27 protein-coding genes are annotated in these 21258 nt (G+C 60.6%); 13 read left to right on the top strand and 14 right to left on the bottom strand.

Going from position 1 to position 21258, the window contains the following annotated elements; genetic code table 11:
* Window positions 1-5 precede the first annotated feature (5 nt).
* Window positions 6-674 (bottom strand): nitrile hydratase subunit alpha, encoded by a 669-nt coding sequence (gene nthA / locus OH764_RS20825; protein WP_498850600.1) that lies wholly within the window; start codon window positions 672-674, stop codon window positions 6-8.
* Window positions 675-1100: 426 nt separating this feature from the next.
* Here nthA and OH764_RS20820 point away from each other — a divergent pair, with 426 nt between their 5' ends.
* Window positions 1101-1976: a patatin-like phospholipase family protein gene (locus OH764_RS20820; RefSeq protein ID WP_498850599.1), complete on the top strand. Its 876-nt coding sequence runs from the start codon at window positions 1101-1103 to the stop codon at window positions 1974-1976.
* A 243-nt stretch (window positions 1977-2219) separates the two neighbouring features.
* Here the strand turns inward: OH764_RS20820 and OH764_RS20815 are convergent, their stop codons facing one another.
* Entirely contained in the window at window positions 2220-3056 is an 837-nt protein-coding gene (locus OH764_RS20815) for a c-type cytochrome (protein WP_498850598.1), read from the bottom strand.
* A 604-nt stretch (window positions 3057-3660) separates the two neighbouring features.
* Window positions 3661-3825: a hypothetical protein gene (locus tag OH764_RS20810; protein WP_498850597.1), complete on the bottom strand. Its 165-nt coding sequence runs from the start codon at window positions 3823-3825 to the stop codon at window positions 3661-3663.
* Window positions 3826-3872: 47 nt separating this feature from the next.
* On the opposite strand from OH764_RS20810, the gene OH764_RS20805 reads away from it, so the two are divergent.
* The 3 genes from OH764_RS20805 (at window position 3873) to OH764_RS20795 (ending at window position 5922) form a co-directional block, all read left to right on the top strand.
* Complete coding sequence (locus OH764_RS20805; protein ID WP_498850596.1) at window positions 3873-4175, top strand: putative quinol monooxygenase; 303 nt, start codon at window positions 3873-3875, stop codon at window positions 4173-4175.
* Window positions 4176-4449: 274 nt separating this feature from the next.
* Window positions 4450-4767 carry an ArsR/SmtB family transcription factor gene (locus OH764_RS20800; protein ID WP_027777718.1) on the top strand — a complete coding sequence of 106 codons (318 nt, stop codon included), beginning with the start codon at window positions 4450-4452 and terminating at the stop codon, window positions 4765-4767.
* A gap of 93 nt (window positions 4768-4860) precedes the next feature.
* Entirely contained in the window at window positions 4861-5922 is a 1062-nt protein-coding gene (locus OH764_RS20795) for an alkene reductase (protein WP_498850595.1), read from the top strand.
* Between the two features lie 157 nt (window positions 5923-6079).
* On the opposite strand, the gene OH764_RS20790 is transcribed toward OH764_RS20795, so the two are convergent.
* Window positions 6080-6607, bottom strand: a complete 528-nt coding sequence (locus OH764_RS20790; RefSeq protein ID WP_498850594.1) for a GNAT family N-acetyltransferase — start codon at window positions 6605-6607, stop codon at window positions 6080-6082.
* A gap of 133 nt (window positions 6608-6740) precedes the next feature.
* Between OH764_RS20790 and OH764_RS20785 the strand changes: the two genes are divergently transcribed.
* Window positions 6741-7388, top strand: coding sequence for an SNARE-associated domain-containing protein (locus OH764_RS20785; RefSeq protein ID WP_498850593.1), 648 nt, complete (start codon window positions 6741-6743; stop codon window positions 7386-7388).
* A 91-nt stretch (window positions 7389-7479) separates the two neighbouring features.
* Here the strand turns inward: OH764_RS20785 and OH764_RS20780 are convergent, their stop codons facing one another.
* A complete protein-coding gene (locus tag OH764_RS20780) occupies window positions 7480-7941 on the bottom strand; it encodes a VOC family protein (RefSeq protein WP_498850592.1) in 462 nt (153 codons plus the stop codon).
* A 536-nt stretch (window positions 7942-8477) separates the two neighbouring features.
* Here OH764_RS20780 and OH764_RS20775 point away from each other — a divergent pair.
* Complete coding sequence (locus tag OH764_RS20775) at window positions 8478-8897, top strand: hypothetical protein (protein WP_498850591.1); 420 nt, start codon at window positions 8478-8480, stop codon at window positions 8895-8897.
* 155 nt (window positions 8898-9052) lie between these two features.
* On the opposite strand, the gene OH764_RS20770 is transcribed toward OH764_RS20775, so the two are convergent.
* A complete protein-coding gene (locus OH764_RS20770) occupies window positions 9053-9274 on the bottom strand; it encodes a DUF2795 domain-containing protein (RefSeq protein ID WP_498850590.1) in 222 nt (73 codons plus the stop codon).
* 214 nt (window positions 9275-9488) lie between these two features.
* Here OH764_RS20770 and OH764_RS20765 point away from each other — a divergent pair, with 214 nt between their 5' ends.
* The 3 genes from OH764_RS20765 to OH764_RS20755 all read left to right on the top strand — a co-directional run bounded on the left by OH764_RS20765 (window position 9489) and on the right by OH764_RS20755 (window position 12520).
* A complete protein-coding gene (locus tag OH764_RS20765) occupies window positions 9489-11657 on the top strand; it encodes a response regulator (protein ID WP_498850589.1) in 2169 nt (722 codons plus the stop codon).
* Window positions 11658-11720: 63 nt separating this feature from the next.
* A complete protein-coding gene (locus tag OH764_RS20760) occupies window positions 11721-11936 on the top strand; it encodes an FmdB family zinc ribbon protein (protein WP_498850588.1) in 216 nt (71 codons plus the stop codon).
* 56 nt (window positions 11937-11992) lie between these two features.
* The gene (locus OH764_RS20755; RefSeq protein WP_498850587.1) at window positions 11993-12520 is read left to right on the top strand and encodes a low affinity iron permease family protein; all 528 of its coding nucleotides are present in this window, start codon (window positions 11993-11995) and stop codon (window positions 12518-12520) included.
* Here the strand turns inward: OH764_RS20755 and OH764_RS20750 are convergent.
* The 5 genes from OH764_RS20750 to OH764_RS20730 form a co-directional block, all read right to left on the bottom strand.
* Window positions 12517-13152 (bottom strand): ParB-like protein, encoded by a 636-nt coding sequence (locus tag OH764_RS20750; RefSeq protein WP_498850586.1) that lies wholly within the window; start codon window positions 13150-13152, stop codon window positions 12517-12519. The genes OH764_RS20755 and OH764_RS20750 overlap by 4 nt on opposite strands.
* 55 nt (window positions 13153-13207) lie before the next feature.
* On the bottom strand, window positions 13208-13501 hold the full coding sequence (locus tag OH764_RS20745) for a DUF6723 family protein (protein ID WP_087753779.1): 294 nt from the start codon (window positions 13499-13501) through the stop codon (window positions 13208-13210).
* A 164-nt stretch (window positions 13502-13665) separates the two neighbouring features.
* Window positions 13666-13791, bottom strand: a complete 126-nt coding sequence (locus OH764_RS20740; RefSeq protein WP_006049380.1) for a hypothetical protein — start codon at window positions 13789-13791, stop codon at window positions 13666-13668.
* Between the two features lie 57 nt (window positions 13792-13848).
* The gene (locus OH764_RS20735; RefSeq protein ID WP_498850585.1) at window positions 13849-14277 is read right to left on the bottom strand and encodes a GFA family protein; all 429 of its coding nucleotides are present in this window, start codon (window positions 14275-14277) and stop codon (window positions 13849-13851) included.
* 223 nt (window positions 14278-14500) lie between these two features.
* Entirely contained in the window at window positions 14501-15043 is a 543-nt protein-coding gene (locus OH764_RS20730; protein WP_310069375.1) for a DUF4142 domain-containing protein, read from the bottom strand.
* 299 nt (window positions 15044-15342) lie between these two features.
* Between OH764_RS20730 and OH764_RS20725 the strand changes: the two genes are divergently transcribed.
* Complete coding sequence (locus OH764_RS20725) at window positions 15343-15516, top strand: hypothetical protein (RefSeq protein WP_498850584.1); 174 nt, start codon at window positions 15343-15345, stop codon at window positions 15514-15516.
* A 74-nt stretch (window positions 15517-15590) separates the two neighbouring features.
* Window positions 15591-16676 carry a glycosyltransferase family 4 protein gene (locus tag OH764_RS20720; protein WP_498850583.1) on the top strand — a complete coding sequence of 362 codons (1086 nt, stop codon included), beginning with the start codon at window positions 15591-15593 and terminating at the stop codon, window positions 16674-16676.
* 57 nt (window positions 16677-16733) lie between these two features.
* On the opposite strand, the gene OH764_RS20715 is transcribed toward OH764_RS20720, so the two are convergent.
* Together OH764_RS20715 and OH764_RS20710 are read right to left on the bottom strand one after the other, a co-directional pair.
* Window positions 16734-17141 carry an Hsp20/alpha crystallin family protein gene (locus OH764_RS20715; protein WP_498850582.1) on the bottom strand — a complete coding sequence of 136 codons (408 nt, stop codon included), beginning with the start codon at window positions 17139-17141 and terminating at the stop codon, window positions 16734-16736.
* A 22-nt stretch (window positions 17142-17163) separates the two neighbouring features.
* Entirely contained in the window at window positions 17164-17604 is a 441-nt protein-coding gene (locus OH764_RS20710; protein ID WP_310353448.1) for an Hsp20/alpha crystallin family protein, read from the bottom strand.
* 251 nt (window positions 17605-17855) lie between these two features.
* On the opposite strand from OH764_RS20710, the gene OH764_RS20705 reads away from it, so the two are divergent.
* Together OH764_RS20705 and OH764_RS20700 are read left to right on the top strand one after the other, a co-directional pair.
* Window positions 17856-18344 (top strand): hypothetical protein, encoded by a 489-nt coding sequence (locus tag OH764_RS20705; protein ID WP_498850581.1) that lies wholly within the window; start codon window positions 17856-17858, stop codon window positions 18342-18344.
* A 134-nt stretch (window positions 18345-18478) separates the two neighbouring features.
* On the top strand, window positions 18479-18757 hold the full coding sequence (locus OH764_RS20700; protein WP_498850580.1) for a hypothetical protein: 279 nt from the start codon (window positions 18479-18481) through the stop codon (window positions 18755-18757).
* A 21-nt stretch (window positions 18758-18778) separates the two neighbouring features.
* Here OH764_RS20700 and OH764_RS20695 read toward each other — a convergent pair whose 3' ends face one another.
* On the bottom strand, window positions 18779-21127 hold the full coding sequence (locus OH764_RS20695; RefSeq protein WP_498850579.1) for a hybrid sensor histidine kinase/response regulator: 2349 nt from the start codon (window positions 21125-21127) through the stop codon (window positions 18779-18781).
* Window positions 21128-21258 lie beyond the last annotated feature (131 nt).

Raw genomic sequence — 21258 nt, 5'->3', positions numbered from 1 at the left:
GCCGTTCATGCGGGCTCCTGTTTCGATTCCGGTGTCTTTGACAATCCTGTCCCGATCATCGAGTCACGTGTTACCAGTCCAGCCAGCGCCTCATCGGAAAAGTCCATGGTTCCGGGAGGCTGCATGGGCAACACCAGATACCGGACCTCCGCGGTGGAATCCCACACGCGAAACTCAACTTCGGCGGGCAATTCGAAGCCGAACTCCTTCAATACACCACGCGGATCGATGACTGCGCGCGACCGGTACGGCGCCGACTTGTACCATACCGGCGGAAGCCCCAGCACCGGCCAGGGATAGCACGAGCACAGCGTGCAGACCACCATGTTGTGCACAGCGGGCGTGTTCTCCAGCACCACCATGTGTTCGCCCTGCCTGCCGGTGTAGCCGAGCGAAGCGATCGCCGCGGTAGCGTCGTCCAGCAGCCATTGCTTGAACGCCGGGTCGCGCCACGCCTTCGCAACCACGCGTGCGCCATTGTGCGGCCCTACCTTGTGCTCGTATGTCTCGATCAGGATGTCTAGAGCACGAGGATCGACGTACCCCTTCTCTACCAGCAGGGATTCCAGCGCACGGACACGCAGTTCCATCTCCGACAACGCGCTACCGTCGTGGTTGTGAGCGTCGGCATGCGCATGCTCCTGCTGGTTGCCTTGAGAAACGCTACGGTTCATCGCAGTTCGCCCGGAAAATGCCTTACGGAACGAGTATGGTTGCCGCAAGACGCAAATGCAAACCGGCAAGGTACCCACCCCGCCGACGTGCTGCGCCGCGGAACCGCTCGACGGTGGAGGCAGGTTCGCCGCCGTTTGATTCCGACCCGCTGCGGCTACCCGATGCCGATCCACTTCAACGGCCGCTTCCAGCGGTCCAACGGTCGCCCGCTCCTTCGCGACGACGGTCGAGTCCATGAACGGTCACGCATTGCCGGCAGAGACTGCACGGCAACGTGCGCGAATATCAGCTTTCCGAAAAGCCCGAAGGATCACGTCTGATCTTGCCGACGTTTGGCGGGTATCCTGAAAGGGACGTACGATGCAGACTGAACTGCTGGGTCGCAGCACTGCGTATTCATCCACGAGCAGAAGTTTCAAAGAGCCATGAACGCTCACCCTTCGGGTTTAACCGCATTTGTGTTCGCTGGCGGCGGCAGTCTCGGCGCGATCGAGGTTGGCATGCTGCGCGAACTGCTCGAACGCGGTGAGTATCCAGGCTGCGTGGTAGGCGCCTCCGCGGGCGCAATCAACGCAGCGTATTTCGCCGGACGTCCGGACGGCGATGGCGTCGCAATGCTCGAAACGCTATGGTGCAAGATCCGGCGACAGGACATCATGCCGTTTTCTATGCTCGGCCTGCTTGCGATGATTCTGCGCAGTCGTCCTCACCTCGTTGAGGCGAACGCATTGCGCCAACTGCTGGCGACACATCTGTCGTATGAGCGGATCGAGCAAGCGACGTTGGCGCTTCACATCGTCGCGACCGATATGCTTACAGGCAGCGAAGTCGTTCTTTCTGCCGGTCCCGTCGTGAACGCCGTGCAGGCGAGCGCTGCGATACCCGGCGTGTTTCCGCCGGTGCGTATCGACGGCGTGGATCTCGTCGATGGCGGCGTAGCCAACAACACGCCGATCTCAGTAGCGGTCGCGCGTGGTGCGACGCGCATCATCGTGCTGCCAGCCGGCTTCGCATGTGCGCTGCATGCGCCGCCGCGTAGCGCGATCGCGCAAGCCATGCATGCGCTGACGCTCGTCATCGCACGCCAGCTCGTTCGCGACCTGGAATTCTATTCGACGCGAGCGCAGATCTATGTCGTTCCGCCATTGTGTCCACTCGATGTTTCGCCTTACGACTATACCCAGTGCGCCCAATTGATCGAACGGGCCGCGCAGAAAACGCGCGTATGGCTCAGTGATGGTGGCCTCGAGCGCGCGTTGATTCCCGGTGAGTTGCGTGAGCATGCGCATGCCGCACGTTAGCGGCGCAAGCAAATATCGACGAGCTACATTGTGCCAAGGGCCAATGACCCAAAGAACATACCGGCTGCCGAAGGTCCGCTATGTGAATCAGGCCGACATGCGAATGTCCGTTTCAGACAATGGGCGAACGGCGAAAATTGGTCGATTTCCGCGCGCCAGAACGCCCGCCTGACGAAGCAGCTTCCAACTTGCGTGGACCGGTTAACGACTACTCTGCATCGTCCAGGCCTGGACCCGTATGCGTTACCGTCCTACCTTCCGCTGTGCCATATACGCAAGATAAGCGACGACCAGATCGACTTCGCGATCGCTTAACTGGTCTGGCGGGAAAGCGGGCATGGTGCGGCCCGGCCAGTCGCGAACCGATGCGGGATTGCGAATGTAGCGGCGCAATGCAGCGGGCTGGAAGTACTCGACTGGATTCATCGGCACGTTGAGGTCGGGGCCAGTGTCGGCGCTCCCCGCGTGATTGAGCCGATGACAGGCGAGACACTGAGTGATGAACAGCCCTTGGCCCGCGCGGACCGGATCGGTTGCCGGCAGCGCCGGATCGACGGCGAGCACCGGCCAACGCGCGGATGGAGACGGTTGCGTAGCAAGTTTCGCGATCTGATAAGGCCACTGCTCGCTGCGTACGGATACCGCTTCCCTGCCGACCCAGACCAGGTAGAAGGGTCCCGCGCTGACCGCCTTTCCCGGTAGGTTCGGCCATGGCTTCACCGGGTCCTCGACCGCGAGCCATGCGACGGCTGTCGCGGGATTACGGTTACTCACAAGGTCCATCGGCAATTGCGCGGCGAAACCGTCGGTTGCACGTGCCTCCAGCACGCTGTCCGCAGGCAACTCGGCACTGTTGAGCAGGCCGGCCAGCGGCACTGCGCGGTAGGTGGTCGTCGTACCGTAGGCGACATCTCGCGGAACGTGAATCTCGGCGGCATCCGGGCGCGCCAGTAATGCCGCCCGGCTGAACGACTGAGTCTTGCCGCCTATCGTCAGTTCGATCATGGGTTCCGCGGCCGCACAATGCGCAATGACGCCAAGCGTCAGTAGCAATACCGCAAACAACCCGCGCTTCGACATTTGTCCTCCATGCATTGTTGTCGCCGGCGACGTCGGCGGTGACATCGCCGAACCAGCTCATTAATTCGACACCGGTGAGCGGATTATGTCAGTTGCGGAGAATCGTCGGTAGCGCGCGCTTCTGCGAGGCGATGAATGCTTTCCGCACTGCCCTGAAGTTCAGGCACGAACACCGTACAGCGTAACTATCAATGTCCCGCCTTTCGTATGCCCATCTCGCACCACTCGAACGTTTGATGAGGAGACGACCGAGCAACAAGGAATCACACCACGAGGTGTCTCTCATAAGCAGTCAGGCGGGTATGTTGCCTCGTGTGTCAAGACACTCAAGGCCACGGCAAGTCGTCTTATGCGTCATTGACTGACGACGCAAGAAACTACGTGCAGGCGAATTGCCGGCGGTATTTCACAAAGCCGCGCTCGAGGTCGGCACTGAACTCGACATGCTCGAAGAATCGGTGGGCGTCGGCGCGGGAGGCCGAACCAGGCAGCATCATCGGTGGCAGCAATCTGCCACCGCCTGTGGACCATCATCGAAACCGGCGCGGCGCACGGCCGGCGCATGACCTCATCCCCGCATTCAATCGAGAAATGTTCAAGCTGTTCAGCACTGCGCGCGGGCGGCGTCATTCTTCGTGATATCGTGGGGAACGCAAGTGAGAACATGGAACCCCGCCGGTTCGTTTTCACGATGCGCGACGTCGCGGTAATCGGCCAGGACACCTGGTAGATCGACGAGGCCGACCGTGCCGCAGTGCTTGGAGATCATGGGGGTGTCCGTCGACACCCGCAAACGGCATCAACAAGGAGGCAGGCATGATCAGGACAGCGTTGTTCGTCCGGCTCGAAGCGAAGCCGGGTAAGGAGCAGGAAGTCGAAAACTTCCTGATGGGTGGACTGCCGCTCGTCGAGCAGGAACCCGCGACGATTGCGTGGTTCGGGCTCAAAATCGGGCCGTCGGTGTACGGCATCTTTGATGCGTTCCCCGACGACGCCGGCCGCCAGGCGCACCTCTCGGGCAAAGTTGCCGAGGCGCTGATGGCGAAGGCGCCAGATCTCTTCGCCAAACCGCCGGAAATCATGAACATCGATGTACTCGCGGCAAAGCTGCCATCGTAGCCATGTCCGGTTCGGGCGCGCGACTTCCTATCGCTCTTCCGAGGCAACAAAAAGATTGGTCGCCGCCCGAAGATGCCCACGCTTTTGCGTGTGCTTCTAACCTCTATGGAAAAGTGCACGCTTTGTTGTGTGCCTACCAGTCTTTTCCCTGCCGCCGGTAGTGCCTCCGAACATATCGTTTAATTCCGATATATACTTCGTTCTGTAGCGATGCAAGTCCGTGGGCGGCAATTCGCCCACGCCTGACCATTACAGCAGTTCTGGTAGTTGACGAATGAAACGAACTCCCATCGCGCCTGACATGGACGCGATACACAAGGCGCTCGCCAATCCGGTGCGTCGAGAGATTCTTGGCTGGCTGCGCGAGCCGCATGCGCACTTCGCCGATCAGGAACTCCCGCTCGACCATGGCGTCTGTGCCGGCAAAATCGACGCGCGCTGCGGGCTCTCGCAGTCCACCGTGTCGGCCCACCTCGCGGCGTTGCAGCGCGCGGGGCTCGTCACGTCGAAACGCGTGGGGCAATGGGTGTTCTTCAAACGCAACGAGCCCGTGATTCAGGCTTTTCTCGAGCACATGAACTCGAAGCTCTGACCGGTCTTGCATCGCCGCTTCTTTCACTCTTTCGTTGCAATGCAACTATTTCTCGGCTCAAGGCGTCCTCGCCTCAGCCAAAGGTGAACATTTATGCCGACTCTTTTCGATCCGCTGCAAATTGGCGACCTCACGTTGTCCAACCGCATCATCATGGCGCCGCTGACGCGTCAGCGCGCCGAGGAAATCCGCGTGCCGAACGCGCTGATGGCGAAGTACTACGCTGAACGCGCCACGGCGGGCCTCATCATCAGCGAAGCCACCTCGGTCACGCCGCAGGGCGTCGGTTATGCCGAGACGCCGGGCATCTGGTCGCAGGAACAGGTGGAAGGCTGGAAGCTCGTCACAAACGCAGTGCATGCAGCCGGCGGAAAGATCTTCCTGCAACTATGGCACGTGGGCCGCATTTCCGATCCGCTGTTCCTCAACGGCGAATTGCCGGTGGCGCCGAGCGCGCTCGCCGCGAAAGGCCACGTGAGTCTCGTGCGTCCGGAGCGCCCGTATGTCACGCCTCGCGCGCTCGAACTCGACGAAATCGCGGGCGTTGTGCAGGCATTCCGCAAAGGTGCCGAAAACGCGAAAGCAGCAGGCTTCGACGGCGTTGAAGTGCACGGCGCAAACGGCTATTTGATCGACCAGTTCCTTCAGGACAGCACCAACAAGCGCACCGACGCGTATGGTGGCCCGATCGAAAATCGCGCGCGTTTGCTGCTTGAAATCACCGACGCATGTATCGACGTGTGGGGCGCGAATCGCGTCGGCGTGCATCTCGCGCCGCGTCGCGACTCGCACGACATGGGCGATTCTGATCCGGCTGCGACCTTCGGCTATGTGGCTCGCGAACTCGGCAAGCGCAAAATCGCGTTCATCGCCGCGCGCGAAGCGTTGGGTGAGGACCGTCTCGGCCCGCAGCTGAAGAAGGAGTTCGGCGGCCCTTACATCGCAAACGAGAAGTTCACGAAGGAAACCGCGCAGCAAGTACTCGACGCAGGCGAAGCGGACGCGGTTGCGTGGGGCCAGTTGGTCATCGCGAACCCGGACCTCGTGCGCCGTTTTGCGACCAATGCGCCGTTGAACAAGCCGAATCCCTCCACGTACTACGCACGTGGCGAGACCGGTTACGTCGATTACCCCACGCTTGAAACGGTGGAGTAAGCGCAATCGCGTGATCGTGAAGCAGCCGTAATGTGGCTGTGAAAGCAGCGGCTGTAAAACGAAGCGAAAAGCGGCGGGCGGGGTCGGAGAGTGAATCTCCTGCGGCGCCGCCGCTTTTTTCCGTCTGCGGCGACGCTCGTCTCTGTAACGCAAACCGTTAGCCAAGATCGCGCCGCATGAATACGCGTTTCGACTCGTCGAGGCCTCGTGCGATATGTGCATCGCGCCGTGCGCGTAGAGCCGCGTCGAGTTCGGCTTCATCTATATGGCGGAAACCGAGTCGCCGGTAATACGGTGCGTTCCACGGCACTTCGCGATACGTCGACAGGACCAGTTGCATGATCTGCCGCGAGCGCGCGAGTTGCGCGACCTGTTCGATCAGCGCGGCGCCGATGCGTCGACCGGCATGCGACGTCAGTACATCGAGTTCCTGGATATAGATACGCGCGGGCTGCGGCTCGAACATCACGAAGCCCACGCATGTTCCCTCGGCATTCACCGCCACGATCAGCTCCTGTGCCGCGATCTTCCGTTCCACGAGAGCGAGACTCATCGGCGGCGCATCCGCAATGCCCGACATGCCGACGCTGACAAAGCGCAAGCTTGCCTCGAATTCGATCGTGCGAACCGTTTCGGCATCGTCGGGCGCGGCAAGACGGAAGGTCACATCGGCTAAATGTTGCATGGTGTTATTCGATGGTTGATGTTCGTCCGTTCACGGATGTGACACGCGATATTGACATCCGCGCGCGCAAATACACAAGTATCCGCGCGGCGGCCGGACTACACTGCTGAACATTCGACCACCTGGGGCCAGCATGCAACTCATGCAAATGCTGCAGATCGCTCTGCACTTCGATCAGCACCTGAGCAGCCTGATCGTCCAATACGGTACAGCCGTGTACGCGATGCTGTTCATTATCGTGTTCGTCGAAATCGGCTTTCTGCCGTTATTTTTCCTGCCGGGCGACCCGCTCATTTTCATTTGCGGCGGCCTGTCAGCCACCGGCGCGTTGAACGTCTGGCTCGTGATCGCAGTGCTATTCGCGGCTACGGTGGCGGGAAGCATCGTCGACTATGCAATTGGGCGCGCGATCGGTGAAAAGGTTTATACGGCCAATTACCGCTGGCTCGACAAGAATGCGCTGCGCCGCGCGCATGCCTTTTACGAAGCTCGCGGCGGATTGACCTTTCTGTTATCGCCATTCATTGCCGTAGTGCGTACGTTCGCGCCGTTCGCGGCCGGCGTTTCACGCATGACGTTTGCGCGATTCGTATCGTTCGTGACCGCGGGCGCGGCACTGTGGATCGGCTCTCTCGTCGCGGCCGGCTATCTGTTCGGCAACGTGCCGCTCGTACGCGATCACATGAGTTCCATCGTGCTGTTAGGCGTTGCGCTCGGCGTCGGATCGCTGATCGCAAGCGCGCTGTGGCGACTCGTCAACAGCCGCTCGCGTATTCATTGAGCGAGCGAGCGCTTTCAGCTTACTTTCTGCGCGCTCCTCTTCGCGAATCGCGCGGGGCTGCCGACCTGCGTTTGCTCCCCCGCATTCACCGCTAGATCCAGCCTTCAATGTTCAGCCCGCTCGCGCGTTCCGCTTCTTCCCGCGATACCGCGCGCACGGTTTGCCCGAAGCTCCAGATATGCCCCTCCGGGTCACGCGCCGCATAAACGCGGTCGCCGTAAAACTGATCCGCGGGTTCGCGGGTAATGACCGCACCCGCCGCACGCGCGCGAGCGCAATGTTGGTCGATACCGTCGCGCAGTTGCACATGCACTGACTGTGTATTTTTCCCGCTCACAGTAACCGGGCTCACGGAGTCTGCCGACCATTCGCGGCTGATCATCACGTAGCTGTCGCCGAAACGCATCTCGGAGTGTGCGAGTTGCCCGGCGTCGTCGGTAATCACGAGTTGCTGGGTGAAGCCGAAGGCCCGTTCGAGCCACTCAAGAGCGGCCAACGGATCTTTGTAATAGAGAGCGGCGCCGAGTGACGGCCGATGCAAAGATTCGCTCATGAGATCCCCTTACAGGCTCAGCAAACGCAGCTCGAATGACCGCGGATCGAACCGTGCATGCACTCAGACGCGCACACACTATTGACTTGCGGAGGCAGCAGGCGGCGCGCTGCTGGGTTGACTCGTGCCGCCCGCAGCTGCGCTCTCGCTCGCGCGCTTCGCGGCGTCGCTTTGGCCACTGGTTCCATTCGCGCCCGCCGAATTGCTCATCACCCCGCTGCTCGCGGAACTCATCGTGTCCTTGCTGGTGTTGTCCTCTTTCTTGCAGCCAGACGCACCTACGGCTAGCGCCGCAATGGATATGGCGAGTAACGCGCTCTTCGGATTGCAATGCATGGTGGCACCCGTTCGGTTTCGACTCGTCGTTGCGCGAGGCGCGGCATGACTTTGTCGATAGCAGAACGGCGCAGCATCGACTGTGCCTGGTGAAACTAATAGATCAATCCACGTGGCGCGGCAAGCGGTTTGCTGCAATTCCTGTTACATGCACCACATACCGCACACTGCACTCCGTCAAACCCAAGGAGAACCGGATCATGCTGCTTAGCGACGAAGAACTTGCGCGCCTTGACGGCGTCGCGCCGTTTCTCGAGAGCGAGGCGAAGACGTCGCTCAATTTCGCACCGAATTTTGAAGTCACCGCCGAATTCGAGGCGCATCTGCAACCCGGACTGCGCATCCGTGCCCCAGCGCCGGACGCGGCATCGGAGGACCCGGAAGCGCCGCCGTATCCGTTGAACCTCTTCGTCGGAGTGCCGCTCGACGAGTTACGCAACCTCGCCTACGCAGACGACATGGCGCGCGAGGCGATGATTTCGCGCTTCGGCGCAACGTTTACCCCGCGCCTGCTGCGCGCAATCGAGAAAGAAACGCCAGGGGCGATCAATCTCGATGCAGGGATCCAGAACGATTCGGGCACGCTGTCGGTGATGCTCGACGAGCCAGAGGAACGGTGATCGCGCATACGCGTGGAACGCCCGTCGGAAGATTCCATGGGAATGCCTCAACAAAGACGCGCGAGCCACGTGTATTTACTTCCCGGACGCTTGCACATTTGACAGCGGAGACAGTTGCCTCCGCGCGTCGGGCGCCCGGGTTGGTCCGCCGGCCACTATTCGTCGCCCACGCCTTTCGACACCTCGGCGGGGCTGCCGTACTCCTGATCCGGCAAGCGTTCGAGTGCATCGAGCACCTCATCGTCGGCGCCATTGCCCTTCGCAGTGTCCAGCAGGCTCGCTTTGTCGGCAGGATACGAAGCGCCCTTCAGCGCCTTTTGAACATCGATGAATTTGCGGATGGGACCGCCGCTCGAACTTGAATTAGACGTCGCCATGTGCCTCTCCTTGGTTTGCATGCACTCCCGCTAATTCAGCATCGCGCGTTCCTCGCGGGCGTCCGGCCCTCACGTGTGTTCTGCCGCCGCAATGCACAACGTAGTGGGTGTTTCGGCCTGGCAGGAATGAATCTGGCTCGACAGTTACATTCAAAGAGCCTTCGTTAGTTGGGATGGCTCACTTTCATCACCATAGCAAGCAGGGGCACTTGCCGTGAGCACAGCGGACCGCGAAGCCATTCTCTTCAACCAGCAGGCGATTCTGGCCGAATTCGGCGAGCTTGCGCTTCGCTCCGACGACCTCGACGAAATATTGTGCGAAGCATGCCGTCTCGTCGCTCAGGCGCTGCAAGCCGACATGGCCAAAGTCATGGAATTGCAGGCCGATCGAATTACGCTTCTCGTGCGCGCCGGCGTGGGCTGGCCGCCGGGCGTGGTCGGCCATGCCACGGCGCGAGCGGAGCGCGGTTCGTCGGAAGGTTATGCGCTGCAAACTGGCAAACCCGCAATCTCGCCCGACATTGCCAACGAAAAGCGCTTCCGTTATTCGCAGTTCATCGTCGATGCGGGCGTGAAGGCACTGATCAACGTCGTCATTCTCGGCGGAAAAGAACGGCCTGCATACGGCGTGTTGCAAGTCGACAGTCGCACGCCGCGCGACTTCAACGACCTCGACACCGAATTTCTGCGCTCGTATGCGAACCTGCTCGCCGCCGCGGTCGAACGGCTTCGGATTGCGGCCGAGACGCGCAAGCATGCCGTCTCGCTGCATGAGAGCGAAGAGCGCTACCGCATGCTTGCGACGCAGATACCGCAACTGGTGTTCACCTGCCTCATTACCGGCGAGCGCACGTGGGGCAGTCCACAGTGGATCGAATACAGCGGCATTTCGGAGCAGGACAGCCTCGGCTTCGGATGGCTGGACGCTGTGCATCCCGGCGATCGCGAGGCAACCATGGCGGCCTGGACCACGTGCGGCATGAAAGGCGAATATGCGGTCGAGCACCGCATTCGCCGCGCGTCCGACGGCACGTACCGCTGGTTCCAGACCCGCGCGAAGCCGTTGCGTGCCGAAGGCGGCGTCGCGGCATGGCTCGGCACATCGACCGATATCGAAGACCAGGTTCGCGCGCGCGAAGCGCTCGAACGCGGCAGCGAGGAACTCGAAAGACGTGTATCCGAGCGCACTGCGGAATTGCAGCGGGCGGTGGATACGCTTCATCGTGAAAGCCGCGAACGCTCGCGCGCCGAAGAACGTTTGCGCCACAGCGAGAAACTCAAGGCCATTGGCCAACTCACCGGCGGCATCGCTCACGACTTCAACAACATGCTGCAGGCCATCATGAGTTGTCTGAGTCTGATCCGGGTGCGCATGCAGCAGGGCCGGCCAACCGACGTCGTCACGCTGGTCGAGCGGGCGGAAAAAGGCGCAAGCCGTGCGGCGACATTGACACACCGGCTGCTCGCGTTTGGACGCCAACAAACGCTCGAGCCGCGTCTCGTGAGTCTGGACGCAATCGCGCATGACATGGAAGACATGATTCGCCGCGTCGTCGGTTCGGGCATCAACCTGGAACTCAAACTCGGTGACGGGACGTGGCTGGTCTTGTGCGACCCGAACCAGATGGAAAGCGCGCTGGTCAATCTGTGCGTGAATGCTCGCGACGCGATGCCGGACGGCGGGTGGCTCACCATCAGCACGAGCGAAGTCATATTGACTGACGCAGAAGTCGCCGGATTCGACGATGCTCAACCCGGACGTTACTGCTGCATTGCTGTGTCGGACACGGGCACCGGCATGTCACCGAAAATCATGGAACACGCGTTCGAGCCGTTTTTCACGACCAAGCCGTCGGGCCAGGGCGTCGGTCTTGGCCTCAGCCAGATCTACGGCTTTGTCAGGCAATCCGGCGGAATCGTTCAGATGGAAACCGCTCTCGGCAAAGGAACGACCGTACGCCTGTGCCTGCCCGCCTCCGTGCAGAAGGAAGATATGCAAGACGAGTACAAGGATCCGGCAAAAACCATCGTACTTGTCGAGGACGAAGAAATCGTGCGGGAAGTCACCGCGGAGCAATTGAGGGAACAGGGCTACCGGGTACTGGAGGCGGACAGCGGCGCCGCGGCACTGCGGCTGCTGCACGCAGGCGCGCGTTTCGATCTGCTGATCAGCGACGTCGCTTTGCCCGGCACGATCAACGGGCGGCAGGTCGCGGAAGCCGTGAGGCAACGGTATCCGTCGATGCCGGTCATTCTCGTCACCGGCTATGCGCCAGGCGATGCGCTCTCCGATATGGAAGTCATCCGCAAACCCTTTGCTCCCGAAGTGCTCGCCGACCGCGTGCGCGCAAAGCTCGAACAGGCGCGCACCGATGCAGACTAGACTGTTTACTTAACCCGCGGTCAGTAGGCTCGAGTGACTACTGACCTAACCGAGCCACACGCCATGCCAGTTTATGACTATGAGTGCGCCGAATGCGGCGCTTTCGAAACGGTGCGCCGCATTGCGGAGCGTGATGAACCTGTGGCGTGCCCTCAGTGCGGGGCCGCAGCTGCACGGGTTGTAATCGGCGCGCCCTCGCTCGGTGGCGGCTCGCCAGACGCCCGCGAGGAAACCGGAAGCTACGGGATGCGGCATTTCGGCGGATGCTCCTGCTGCTGAGATGACGGCACGCAATGTGCTACCTCCCGGTCATGAGCAACATCCCGGAGAATGAAATGCGACCAGGAGAACCCCGCTCAAGCGCGGATAGCATCGACACCGTTCCGCAAACGTCCAGCCCGGCCTACGCGGCGCGCAATCCCGTCACGCGGGCGTTCGACAACTTCGCGAGTTCGGTTACCCGGCTCGCCGGATCACCGATTGCATTCGGTATCGCCGTCATCACGGTTATCGTTTGGGCCGTCACGGGACCCTTCTTCCACTATTCCGACGCCTGGCAGCTCGTCATCAATACGGGCACGACCATCATCACTTTCCTGATGGTCTTCATGATCCAGCAAAGTCAGAACAAGGACAGTGTTGCGATGCATCTGAAGCTCAACGAATTGCTGGCTTCGCATCGCGCGGCGAACAATCAGTTAATCGGTATTGAAGACGCATCCGAAGACGATCTTCGCCGGCTCGCCGAAGCATATTTGCGGTTGGCGAGCCGGGTAGGCACACCAGGCAAGCAGACTGTCGACGTGGATGCCTGCGTGGAAAAAACGGGCGCCGGAAAGGGCAAAGAGCACGAACGCGCTTAATTCTGTGCCTCGCCCGAACCGGTCGAGGCACCCTGTTCAGCGGCGTCGGGATCGACATAGCCGGGCAGGCCAAGCGCAGCCGGGCTCTTCGCCAGTTCAACCGCTCGTTGCACCAGGGCACCGTATTCCGACGCGTCCGCGGGAAGCGCGAGCCTTTGGCGAAAGAAATCCGCCCAACGGAATTCCGCCAAAGGCACACTCGTTTTCTGATAACCGCCGGCATCGCGCACCGAAGCGGCGAGGCTGCGGAACTCGTCGTCTATCATCTCCCAAACGCGCAGCGGCATATCCGCAAAGGACACCCTGTGGCCACGCTGATCGTATGGATATGTCCAACGATTGTTTTCGAGCGTGAGCCAGAATTCAGGCAGCGAAGACGTGGACAGATCCCGGATCAGCACGACCGGCACCGACGTTATATCAGCCTGCCAAAGAGCCGCGGCCACGTGGTGATGGTCAATCACGTACGGTTCTTCCCGAGGCCCAAGGACGATCGGGACGGGTTTCTCCGCAATGGCCATGTCAAGTTCATGACCGGACAGCGACTGATAGAAGCGCGTTTTGTCCTCTACCTCGCGCAATCCGTGCGTGACTTGCGTGGGGCGCAAACGATCGATGTCCAGTGACTTCATTGACGTCTCCATTTTTATTAGCACAACGCGATGGGCTCCCGGCCAATCAGGCGGATCAGTACTCCGGGTTCAGCAGGTCCGCCGCAACAACTTCGGCGCCTTTGCGCGCTGCGGCCTCACGTGCTTCCAGCGCGGTTTCGAACGGACCTATCATCGGCGCGCCGTCGTACGGAAATATCAGCCGGTCGTCCGTTGTGCGTACGACTTTCAGGTCGCCGGTAAACGTGCCGGTCACGGTGCGCCGATACGTCGGGTAGATTCTGTAATCGCTGGCGGTAATGGTTATACCGTCGGGCGATGCAGGATGCCGCAGCGAACTATTGTGAAAGTGCAACTTCCTTCTCACCATCTCGATTCCTGCAATTGCGAGTCGACTGTTTCAGGGGCCACGAATAACGTGCATCGATCCGTCAAACGCAGGCGCGGCGCACATCGAATGCGCGCCGCGCCCTCTCCCGCGGAACGGGACATCAGCGCCCGAATTACGGCGCCGGTGAAACGTTCAGAGGCCGATCAGGGCTGACGTTGACCGCCCTGGTGCTGCGGCGTCTTCTGCTGATTCTGCTGTTGCTGCCCGCTCTGCTTGCCCGCGTTCTTCGGATTACCCGGTTGTGTGTTGGATTGCTTTGGATCACTCATTTTCAGCTCCTTCATTCACGAAGTAGTTCGTCAAAGTACTGCGCACTGCTTGCAAGACTAATTGGGACTTTCTTCTTCGTATTCGGTACGAACGCCCTGCGGTAGCCAGGGTTCTTTATGGCAGCACCATAATTCGTAAGTCGGCTCGTAGATCCCGACGCTATCGAACGCGCCGAGTGGTATGTCGAGTTCATCGCTTTCTACGTACTCCATGAACGCAACCGATCCGCAGGTCGGGCAGAAATATCGCCTGCCCTCCTGCGAGCTTTGCCACATCTGGACAGGTCCCGAGAACTGGACGACGTCGCGCGCGAACATCGCATATGCGCCAAATGCACTGCCATGCACGCGACGGCAGGTCATGCAATGGCACAGAGAGACGCGCCTCGGCGCTGCACTAACCTCAAACCGCACGGCTCCGCAGGCGCACCCACCTGTCTGCGCCGTCTGACCGACCGCCGAGCGCGGGGCGTCCTCAGTGTGCATATCGCTCTCCCAATACGATGGTGCGGTGACCTTTGGGCACGGCACTGGTTGCCATGTTTGCGTTTGCCCGTGCCAGACTCGCTCAGACTCTTGAGCCCGACTCAACGCAATGCCGGCCGCCCGCCGAACGGCGCAGCAGGCAGCGTGCCACGCGTCGCGCACATACCATTTCCTGTGCGATTCGAGCATTGACGCCGAGCCCGAATCGCAGACAACAACAGTACTACTGGGTCACGCCCTTCTTCGCCGCAAGTTGTTGAGCCCGCTGGTAATGCTCCTTGATTGTCGGCAACGCCTTCTGCGCGGCCTTCTTCAGGTCGGCGTTCTGCCCTTCCGCAATTTCCTTTTCGAAGGCTGCAATGGTTTGCTTGTGTCCTTCAAGACCGACCTTCTGGATATACGCCTGATCGAATTCCTTGCCCTTTAGCGGCTTCAATGCGTCGAGCACACTCGGGTCCGAATTGTCTTTCGGTACTTCCACGCCATGCGGGGCGGCCATTTTCAGCTGGACGGTCAGCTTCGTGTGATCGAGCATCATGTGATGCGCAAAGGATTTCACGTCTTTATCACTGGAATTGCTAGTCGCGAGTTTTGCCGCGTCGATCTCCGTCGACGAAGACATTGATGCGGCCTGAACGAAGTCTTTGTCCACCTGTGCGAGCGGATTCGCGGCGGTAGTGGAAGCGGCTTGTGTCTGTGCATTCGCGGCGACCGGAAGCAGGCTGAAACAACCGCACGCTACTGCAATTACTGTCATCTTTTTCATGCGTTTCCTCACTGATTTTCGAACGGGGTAGCTCAAAGCGGCGCAATGTTCGTTGCGACATGAGAGACGCAGCAACCGCCATGCCGCGCCCGCGCCCGTGATGCGTATCTACCTTGCTCCTGCCGCGACGCGGGTTCGTGATCGCGGCATTCCCCAGGCAGAAATTTCGCCGTTTCATCGCAACGATTACAAGCGTGCCTGACGAGAATCGGCGTCATCTAAAGACGTCTGTTGATGTTGGCCGGGAGCGTCCCTTGCTCGACTCCGGTTGCCTTCCAACCAACCCACGGGAGAATGCAATGGCGACGAAACCGAATGATCCAGACGACACCGCGCAAAGCACGGGCAACGATCAGTCCGGCAAAGGAACATTTGAAACCGATGTCTCCGAAACCGACGACGAGGGCACCACGGTCCGGCAAGCGGAAGTAAAAGAGGACGATCTGTCGGAAGTGAAGAAAGACAAATCCTGAAGCCTGCAACGATGGCCGCGTTCGCATGTTCCGCGGACGCGCGTTCCACCCAACCTCAAGACACGACTGCCCCCGTGAGAATCGCTCAAGTCGCCCCTCTCTACGAATGCGTCCCACCGTTTGCTTACGGCGCCACCGAGCGCGTAGTGTCCTACCTCACCGAAGAGCTCGTTCGGCGCGGCCACGATGTCACGCTGTTCGCTACGGCCGACTCGAGCACGGCTGCACGTCTGGTGCCGATCTGCGAGCGCGGACTGTGGCGCGATACGGCCGTGTGGGACACGCTCACGCATCACGTGAGGCAGCTGGCGCGTGTTGCGGATCTCGCGAATGAGTTCGACGTCGTGCATTTTCATGGCGATCCGCTGCACTTTCCGCTAACACGAGCGTTACCGTGCAAGTCGCTAACCACGCTTCATGGGCAATTGCTGCCTGTGGATCACGGGCCACTTTTTCGCGAATTCGCGTCAGCGCCGCTCGTGTCGATTTCGGACGATCAGCGCAAGCCGGTGCCGTCCGCCAACTGGCAAGCAACGATCTATCACGGTCTACCGCTCGACGAATTCGCGTTTCAGCCGGAGCCTGCGTCGTATCTACTCTTTCTCGGCCGCTTAATGCCCGGCAAGCGGCCGGACCTCGCCGTTGAAATCGCAAGACGCGCTGGACTGCCGTTGAAAATGGCCGGCAAAATTCATCCCGGCGAGCGGGAGTACTTCGCACAGCAAATCGAACCGCTGCTGGAAGGTTCGCGCGACTTCACCGACTACCTCGGCGAAGTCGGCGGTGAACTGCGCCGGCAACTCATCGCGAATGCGCGAGCGCTGCTGTTTCCGGTCGAATGGGCGGAGCCGTTTGGGATGGTGATGATCGAGGCAATGGCATGCGGGACGCCGGTCATTGCATTTGGACGCGGCGCGGTGCCCGAAGTGCTGACGCATGGCGTGAACGGGTTCATCGTCGATAACGTCGAGCAGGCTGTCAGCGCGGTCGCGCGAGTCGGCGAAATAGATCGCGCACAATGCCGCCGTTCGTTCGAGCAGCGCTTCTCGGCTGCACGCATGGCGAGCGACTATCTGCGCGTTTATGAAAATCTTCTTGCGGGAACGCGTGCGCCGGTGCCGGCATCCGACACCAGCGCGGGCGCACAACTTTTCGGATAGCAATCTGCCGGGCCGAATCAATAAGCCACGACCCTTGCGGGGCCGTGGCAAACAGCATTAGCCGACGTTCACTTCAATGCGGCGTGGCCGCGCTTCTTCGCGGCGCGGAATGACGAGCTTCAACACACCATCCTGAAGGTTTGCCTCGATTTTCGACGTGTCGAATTCCGCACCCAGCGTGAACGAACGCGAGAAATGCGGCGCGCGGATTTCCGCGTGTTGCAGACGCAAGCCGGCACGCGTCGGCACGCTCGCTTCGGCCTCGATGTGCAGATTGCCGTCGTGCACACGCACCTCCAGATTCTCTTTCGACACACCCGGCAGGTCGGCCCACAGCGTGACGCCGTGTGCGTTTTCGATCACGTCGACGGGCGGCGTCAGCGTCGCGCGCTGCTCAGCCGGCTCGCGCTCGCCGCGCGCCACGGGTTGCTGCTCCTTTTGAACAACTTCAGTCGTATCGCTCATGATTCGCTCCATCATCGTGAGGTCATTGAATGGTGATTGCACGCGGTTTGGACGACTCGCGCTTGCCGACGCTAATCGACAGACAGCCGTTCGTGTAGCGCGCCTCGACCTTGTCGGGGTCGGCCTGCTGCGGCAGTTCGATTACGCGGCGGAAAGAGCCTGTGAAACGCTCCTGCGCATATTGGCGCGTGGACTCGTCCGCTTCGGGCGCGACGCGCTTGCGCTCGCCGGCAATCGTCAACAAGCCTTTGTCGATGGATACGTCGAGTTGCGACGCATCGATACCGGGCGCAAACGCGACGATCTCGATCGAGTCGTCGGTGGTGCCGATATTGATTTGCGGAAAGGCCGACATCCGGCCAGAGCGGATGCTCGAAGGGAAACCGCCGAACACCGCCGACATCTGCTGCTGCAAACGGTCGAGCTGGCTGAACAGGTCGGTCGCGAAGTAAAGGTCACTCATGATCGTTTCCTCCTCGGTAGCACCGGGGCAAGGAGACGGACGGGCCTACGCGCTCCAGTCCGCCTGCCCGCACCGGCTGACAGACAAATCGAAACACGCAGCGCGCCGCCGGAACGGCGCGTCTGCCTGAGCGGAATCTAAAATAGATTCGGACACGACGATTTCAAGACCCTTTTGCGCAAATATTTGGCCTTGAAAAACACAACGGAAACCACATAGTCGTGCGAGATCAAAGTGTCGGAGAAACAGGCATGGAATTCGATTCGGACTGGCTGACTCTTGGACGGCATCGGGTCTACCTGCGCTCGCCGGGAGGCTTTCCAACGGAAGCAATGAGAACCGCCGTGGACGTCATACGCATGGCGATAGAGAACAATATGAGTGCGCGCGCGAGGCTCGTGGATGTCACGGTGCGAGAGGAAAAATCGTACGACGTATCGGTCGGAACGACCTTCGCCGAAGACCGGCTTTGCGCTCCGCAACTCGAAACGGCAATTGCCACGGTTCTCGGCTTGATGCCCTCGCAAGTGCGGATCTTCGTGACAGTCGTCACGCAGGAAGAGGTGGACTTGCACTTCGGCGTGTACGAGCGAATGCTGGCCGAGAAGATCAGCGGACTGGCGCCGATCAGGCGCAGTGAGCAGGATAGCGCGCGCCTTTGCGCACAGACAGCGAGACAAGGCACCTTGGGCACCTTGGAGTTTTCCGACACCGTTGATGCTATGCGCAGCAAAAGCTAGGCATGTTGGCCGCAAAAGCCCTGCCTTAAGATTTCCTTCAGAATTTGCGCGATAAATTTAATGAAAGCCTTTTGCCACGCGACACTGGCGAGCAACGCTCGCCGAACATCAAATAAAAATACGAGAGAACCCCTATGCCGAAGGGACCTTCAGGCGCCGCCGCCGCGACTGCCCGTGTTACCTACGCGCTTGAACTCGCGCGCGGCGCTTCGCACATTAGCAGTACATTAAGTCCAGAGACACAAAGGCGCGCAATCGTCGAAACGATCGGCGAGTTTTGCGACCTGTACGGCGAAACGAAGCTGCCCCTGTTCCAGAAGCTCCTCGCAGAAGAATTGCGACAACGCGGCAAAAAGGAAGCCGCGCTTGCGGTCGCTCAATTCAAGTTCGTTTGCAACTGCACCGGGCGCTGACGCGCGGGGAGCCTACCCGGACTACTTGTCGAAACCGCGCAGCATCGCGCCCAATTCGTCCATGCTATAGGGCTTGCGCAGCGCTCCCCAGCGAAACGGCAGCTTGTCCACCGACGGCATCTCGTGACCCGAAGCAAAAATCACACGTAATGTAGGCCGGATCTGGGTAGCCCGTTGCGCGAGTTCGAGTCCGGACATGACCGGCATGGACAGATCGGTAATCAGCACGTCGAACGGTTGTTCCGAGAGGAGCTGCAACGCTTCTTGCGGCGAGCCGGTGACAGCGGGGTCGTGGCCCAGCAGCTTCAGCAGTTCGCCGATCGCCTCGGACGTATCGAGATCGTCGTCCACTAGCAGCAGGCGCAGCCCCTTGTCGGCCGTTCCTCCCTCATTTTCGCCGGCGTCGCCGGTACGCGCGAGTGGAGCGACGCCAAGTATCTGCCGGATCTTGTACGCCAATTGTTCGCGGCTATATGGTTTGCTCAGCAATTCAACGCCAGGATCGAGCCGCCCGCCATGCACGATCGCGTTCTGCGTATAGCCGGACGTGAATAGCACCTTCATGCGCGGCAAAAACTGCACCGCCTGGGCGACCATGGCGGGGCTGCGCAACGGACCGGGCATCACCACGTCTGTAAAGAGAAGGTCGATGTGCACACCGCTGCGAACCACCGCGAGCGCCTGCTCGGCGTCGTTGGCCTTCAGCACGCTATAGCCGAGACCCGACAACGTGTCGACCACCGTCGATTGCACCGCCTGGTCGTCTTCGACGACCAGGATCGTTTCCGTCCCGCCAAGCAGCGTTAATGTGACCGGCGGCGAGGTCGGTGCCTCGACCGCGTCTCCCATCGAGCGCGGCAGATAGATCTTCACCGTTGTGCCGTGTCCGATTTCGCTGTAGATCCTGATGTGGCCGCCACTCTGTTTGACGAAGCCATAGGCCATGCTCAGACCAAGGCCGGTGCCCTCGCCTTCGGGCTTGGTCGTGAAAAACGGATCGAACGCCCGCTGCACGACATCGGGTGCCATGCCGGCACCCGTGTCGGTTACGGCGAGCATCACGTACTCGCCGGAGGGCACGTCTGGGAAGCCCGCGACGTACTGTTCGTCGAGCATGGCGTTCGACACTTCCATCGTGAGCTTGCCGCCCTCCTTCATCGCGTCGCGTGCATTGATCGCGAGATTGAGGATCACGTTCTCCATCTGATGGACGTCGACGAGGGTATTCCACAATCCACCCGACACGACGGTCTCGATCTCGACCGTTTCGCCGAGCGCTCGGCGCAGCAGGTCGTCCATGCCTCGAATCGCGGCGGCAAGATTGATCACGATAGGCCGCAACGGCTGCTGGCGCCCGAACGCGAGCAATTGCGACGCGAGCTTCGCGCCGCGCTCGACCGCGTCGATCGCCTTGTCGAGGCGCTCGCGTGTCCAGCCGTCGCGTTTATGCCGGCTTTCCAGCAATTCGAGGTTGCCGCGCAAAATCTGCATGACGTTGTTGAAATCGTGCGCGACGCCGCCCGTCAGCTTGCCGATGGCTTCCATTTTCTGCGACTGCACGAGCGCGACGCGTGTCTCTTCAAGCAGACGATTCGCTTCCATGCGCTCAGTGATATCGCGCGTGATCTTCGCAAATCCGACCAGCGCGCCGCCGTCGCGGATCGCGTCGATTACGACGTGTGCCCAGAAACGCGAGCCGTCCTTGCGCACGCGCCAGCCTTCTGCTTCGAAACGGCCGTCGCGTGCAGCGGCGGCGAGCCCGCGCTGCGGCAGTCCGCTGGCGGCGTCTTCAGGCGTATAGAAGCGCGAAAAATGCGAGCCGATGATTTCACTCGCCGTATAGCCCTTGATACGGCGCGCGCCCGAATTCCAGTTGGTCACCATGCCTTCCGGCGACAGCATGAAGATCGCGTAATCGGTCACGCCGTCCACCAGCAGGCGGAAACGGCGCTCGCTTTCGAGCACCGCGTCGTGCACCGTCTTTTTGTCGGTCATGTCGCGCACGATCTCGCCATAGCCGAGAAGCGCGCCGTCCTGCGAGCGCAGCGCCGTGAGCACGACGCTCGCCCAGAATGCTTTACCGTCTTTGCGCAGCCGCCACCCTTCACCCTCGAAGCGCCCTTCGCTACGCGCCGTGTCGAGCGCCCTTTGCGGCGAGCCCTTCGCGCGCTCTTCAGCTGTGTAAAAGATATCTAGCGGCTTGCCGACGACCTCGTCCTCGCGAAAGCCGTGAATGGCTTCACCGCCCGCATTCCACGAGCGGATGCGGCCGTCTTCGGACAGACCGATCACCGCGTAGTCGCGCAGGGATTGAACCCAGATGTTGGCCCAGTTCTGAACGATGTCATCGGGCTCGTATGCATGCGCCATTAACCTGCTCCATCGAGAATAGGCTGTGGACCTAATCTGCTTTTAGTGCGCCGCTGACGGCGCACCGCATGTTGTTTTCTACTGTTCTCGTTGTTTTGCACGTAAAGCCCACGTCAAGCCGGTCCTTTTGC

The sequence above is a fragment of the Burkholderia sp. M6-3 genome, from assembly GCF_050858985.1.
Lineage (GTDB): Bacteria > Pseudomonadota > Gammaproteobacteria > Burkholderiales > Burkholderiaceae > Paraburkholderia > Paraburkholderia caledonica.
This window is presented reverse-complemented; position numbering and strand designations above follow the sequence as displayed.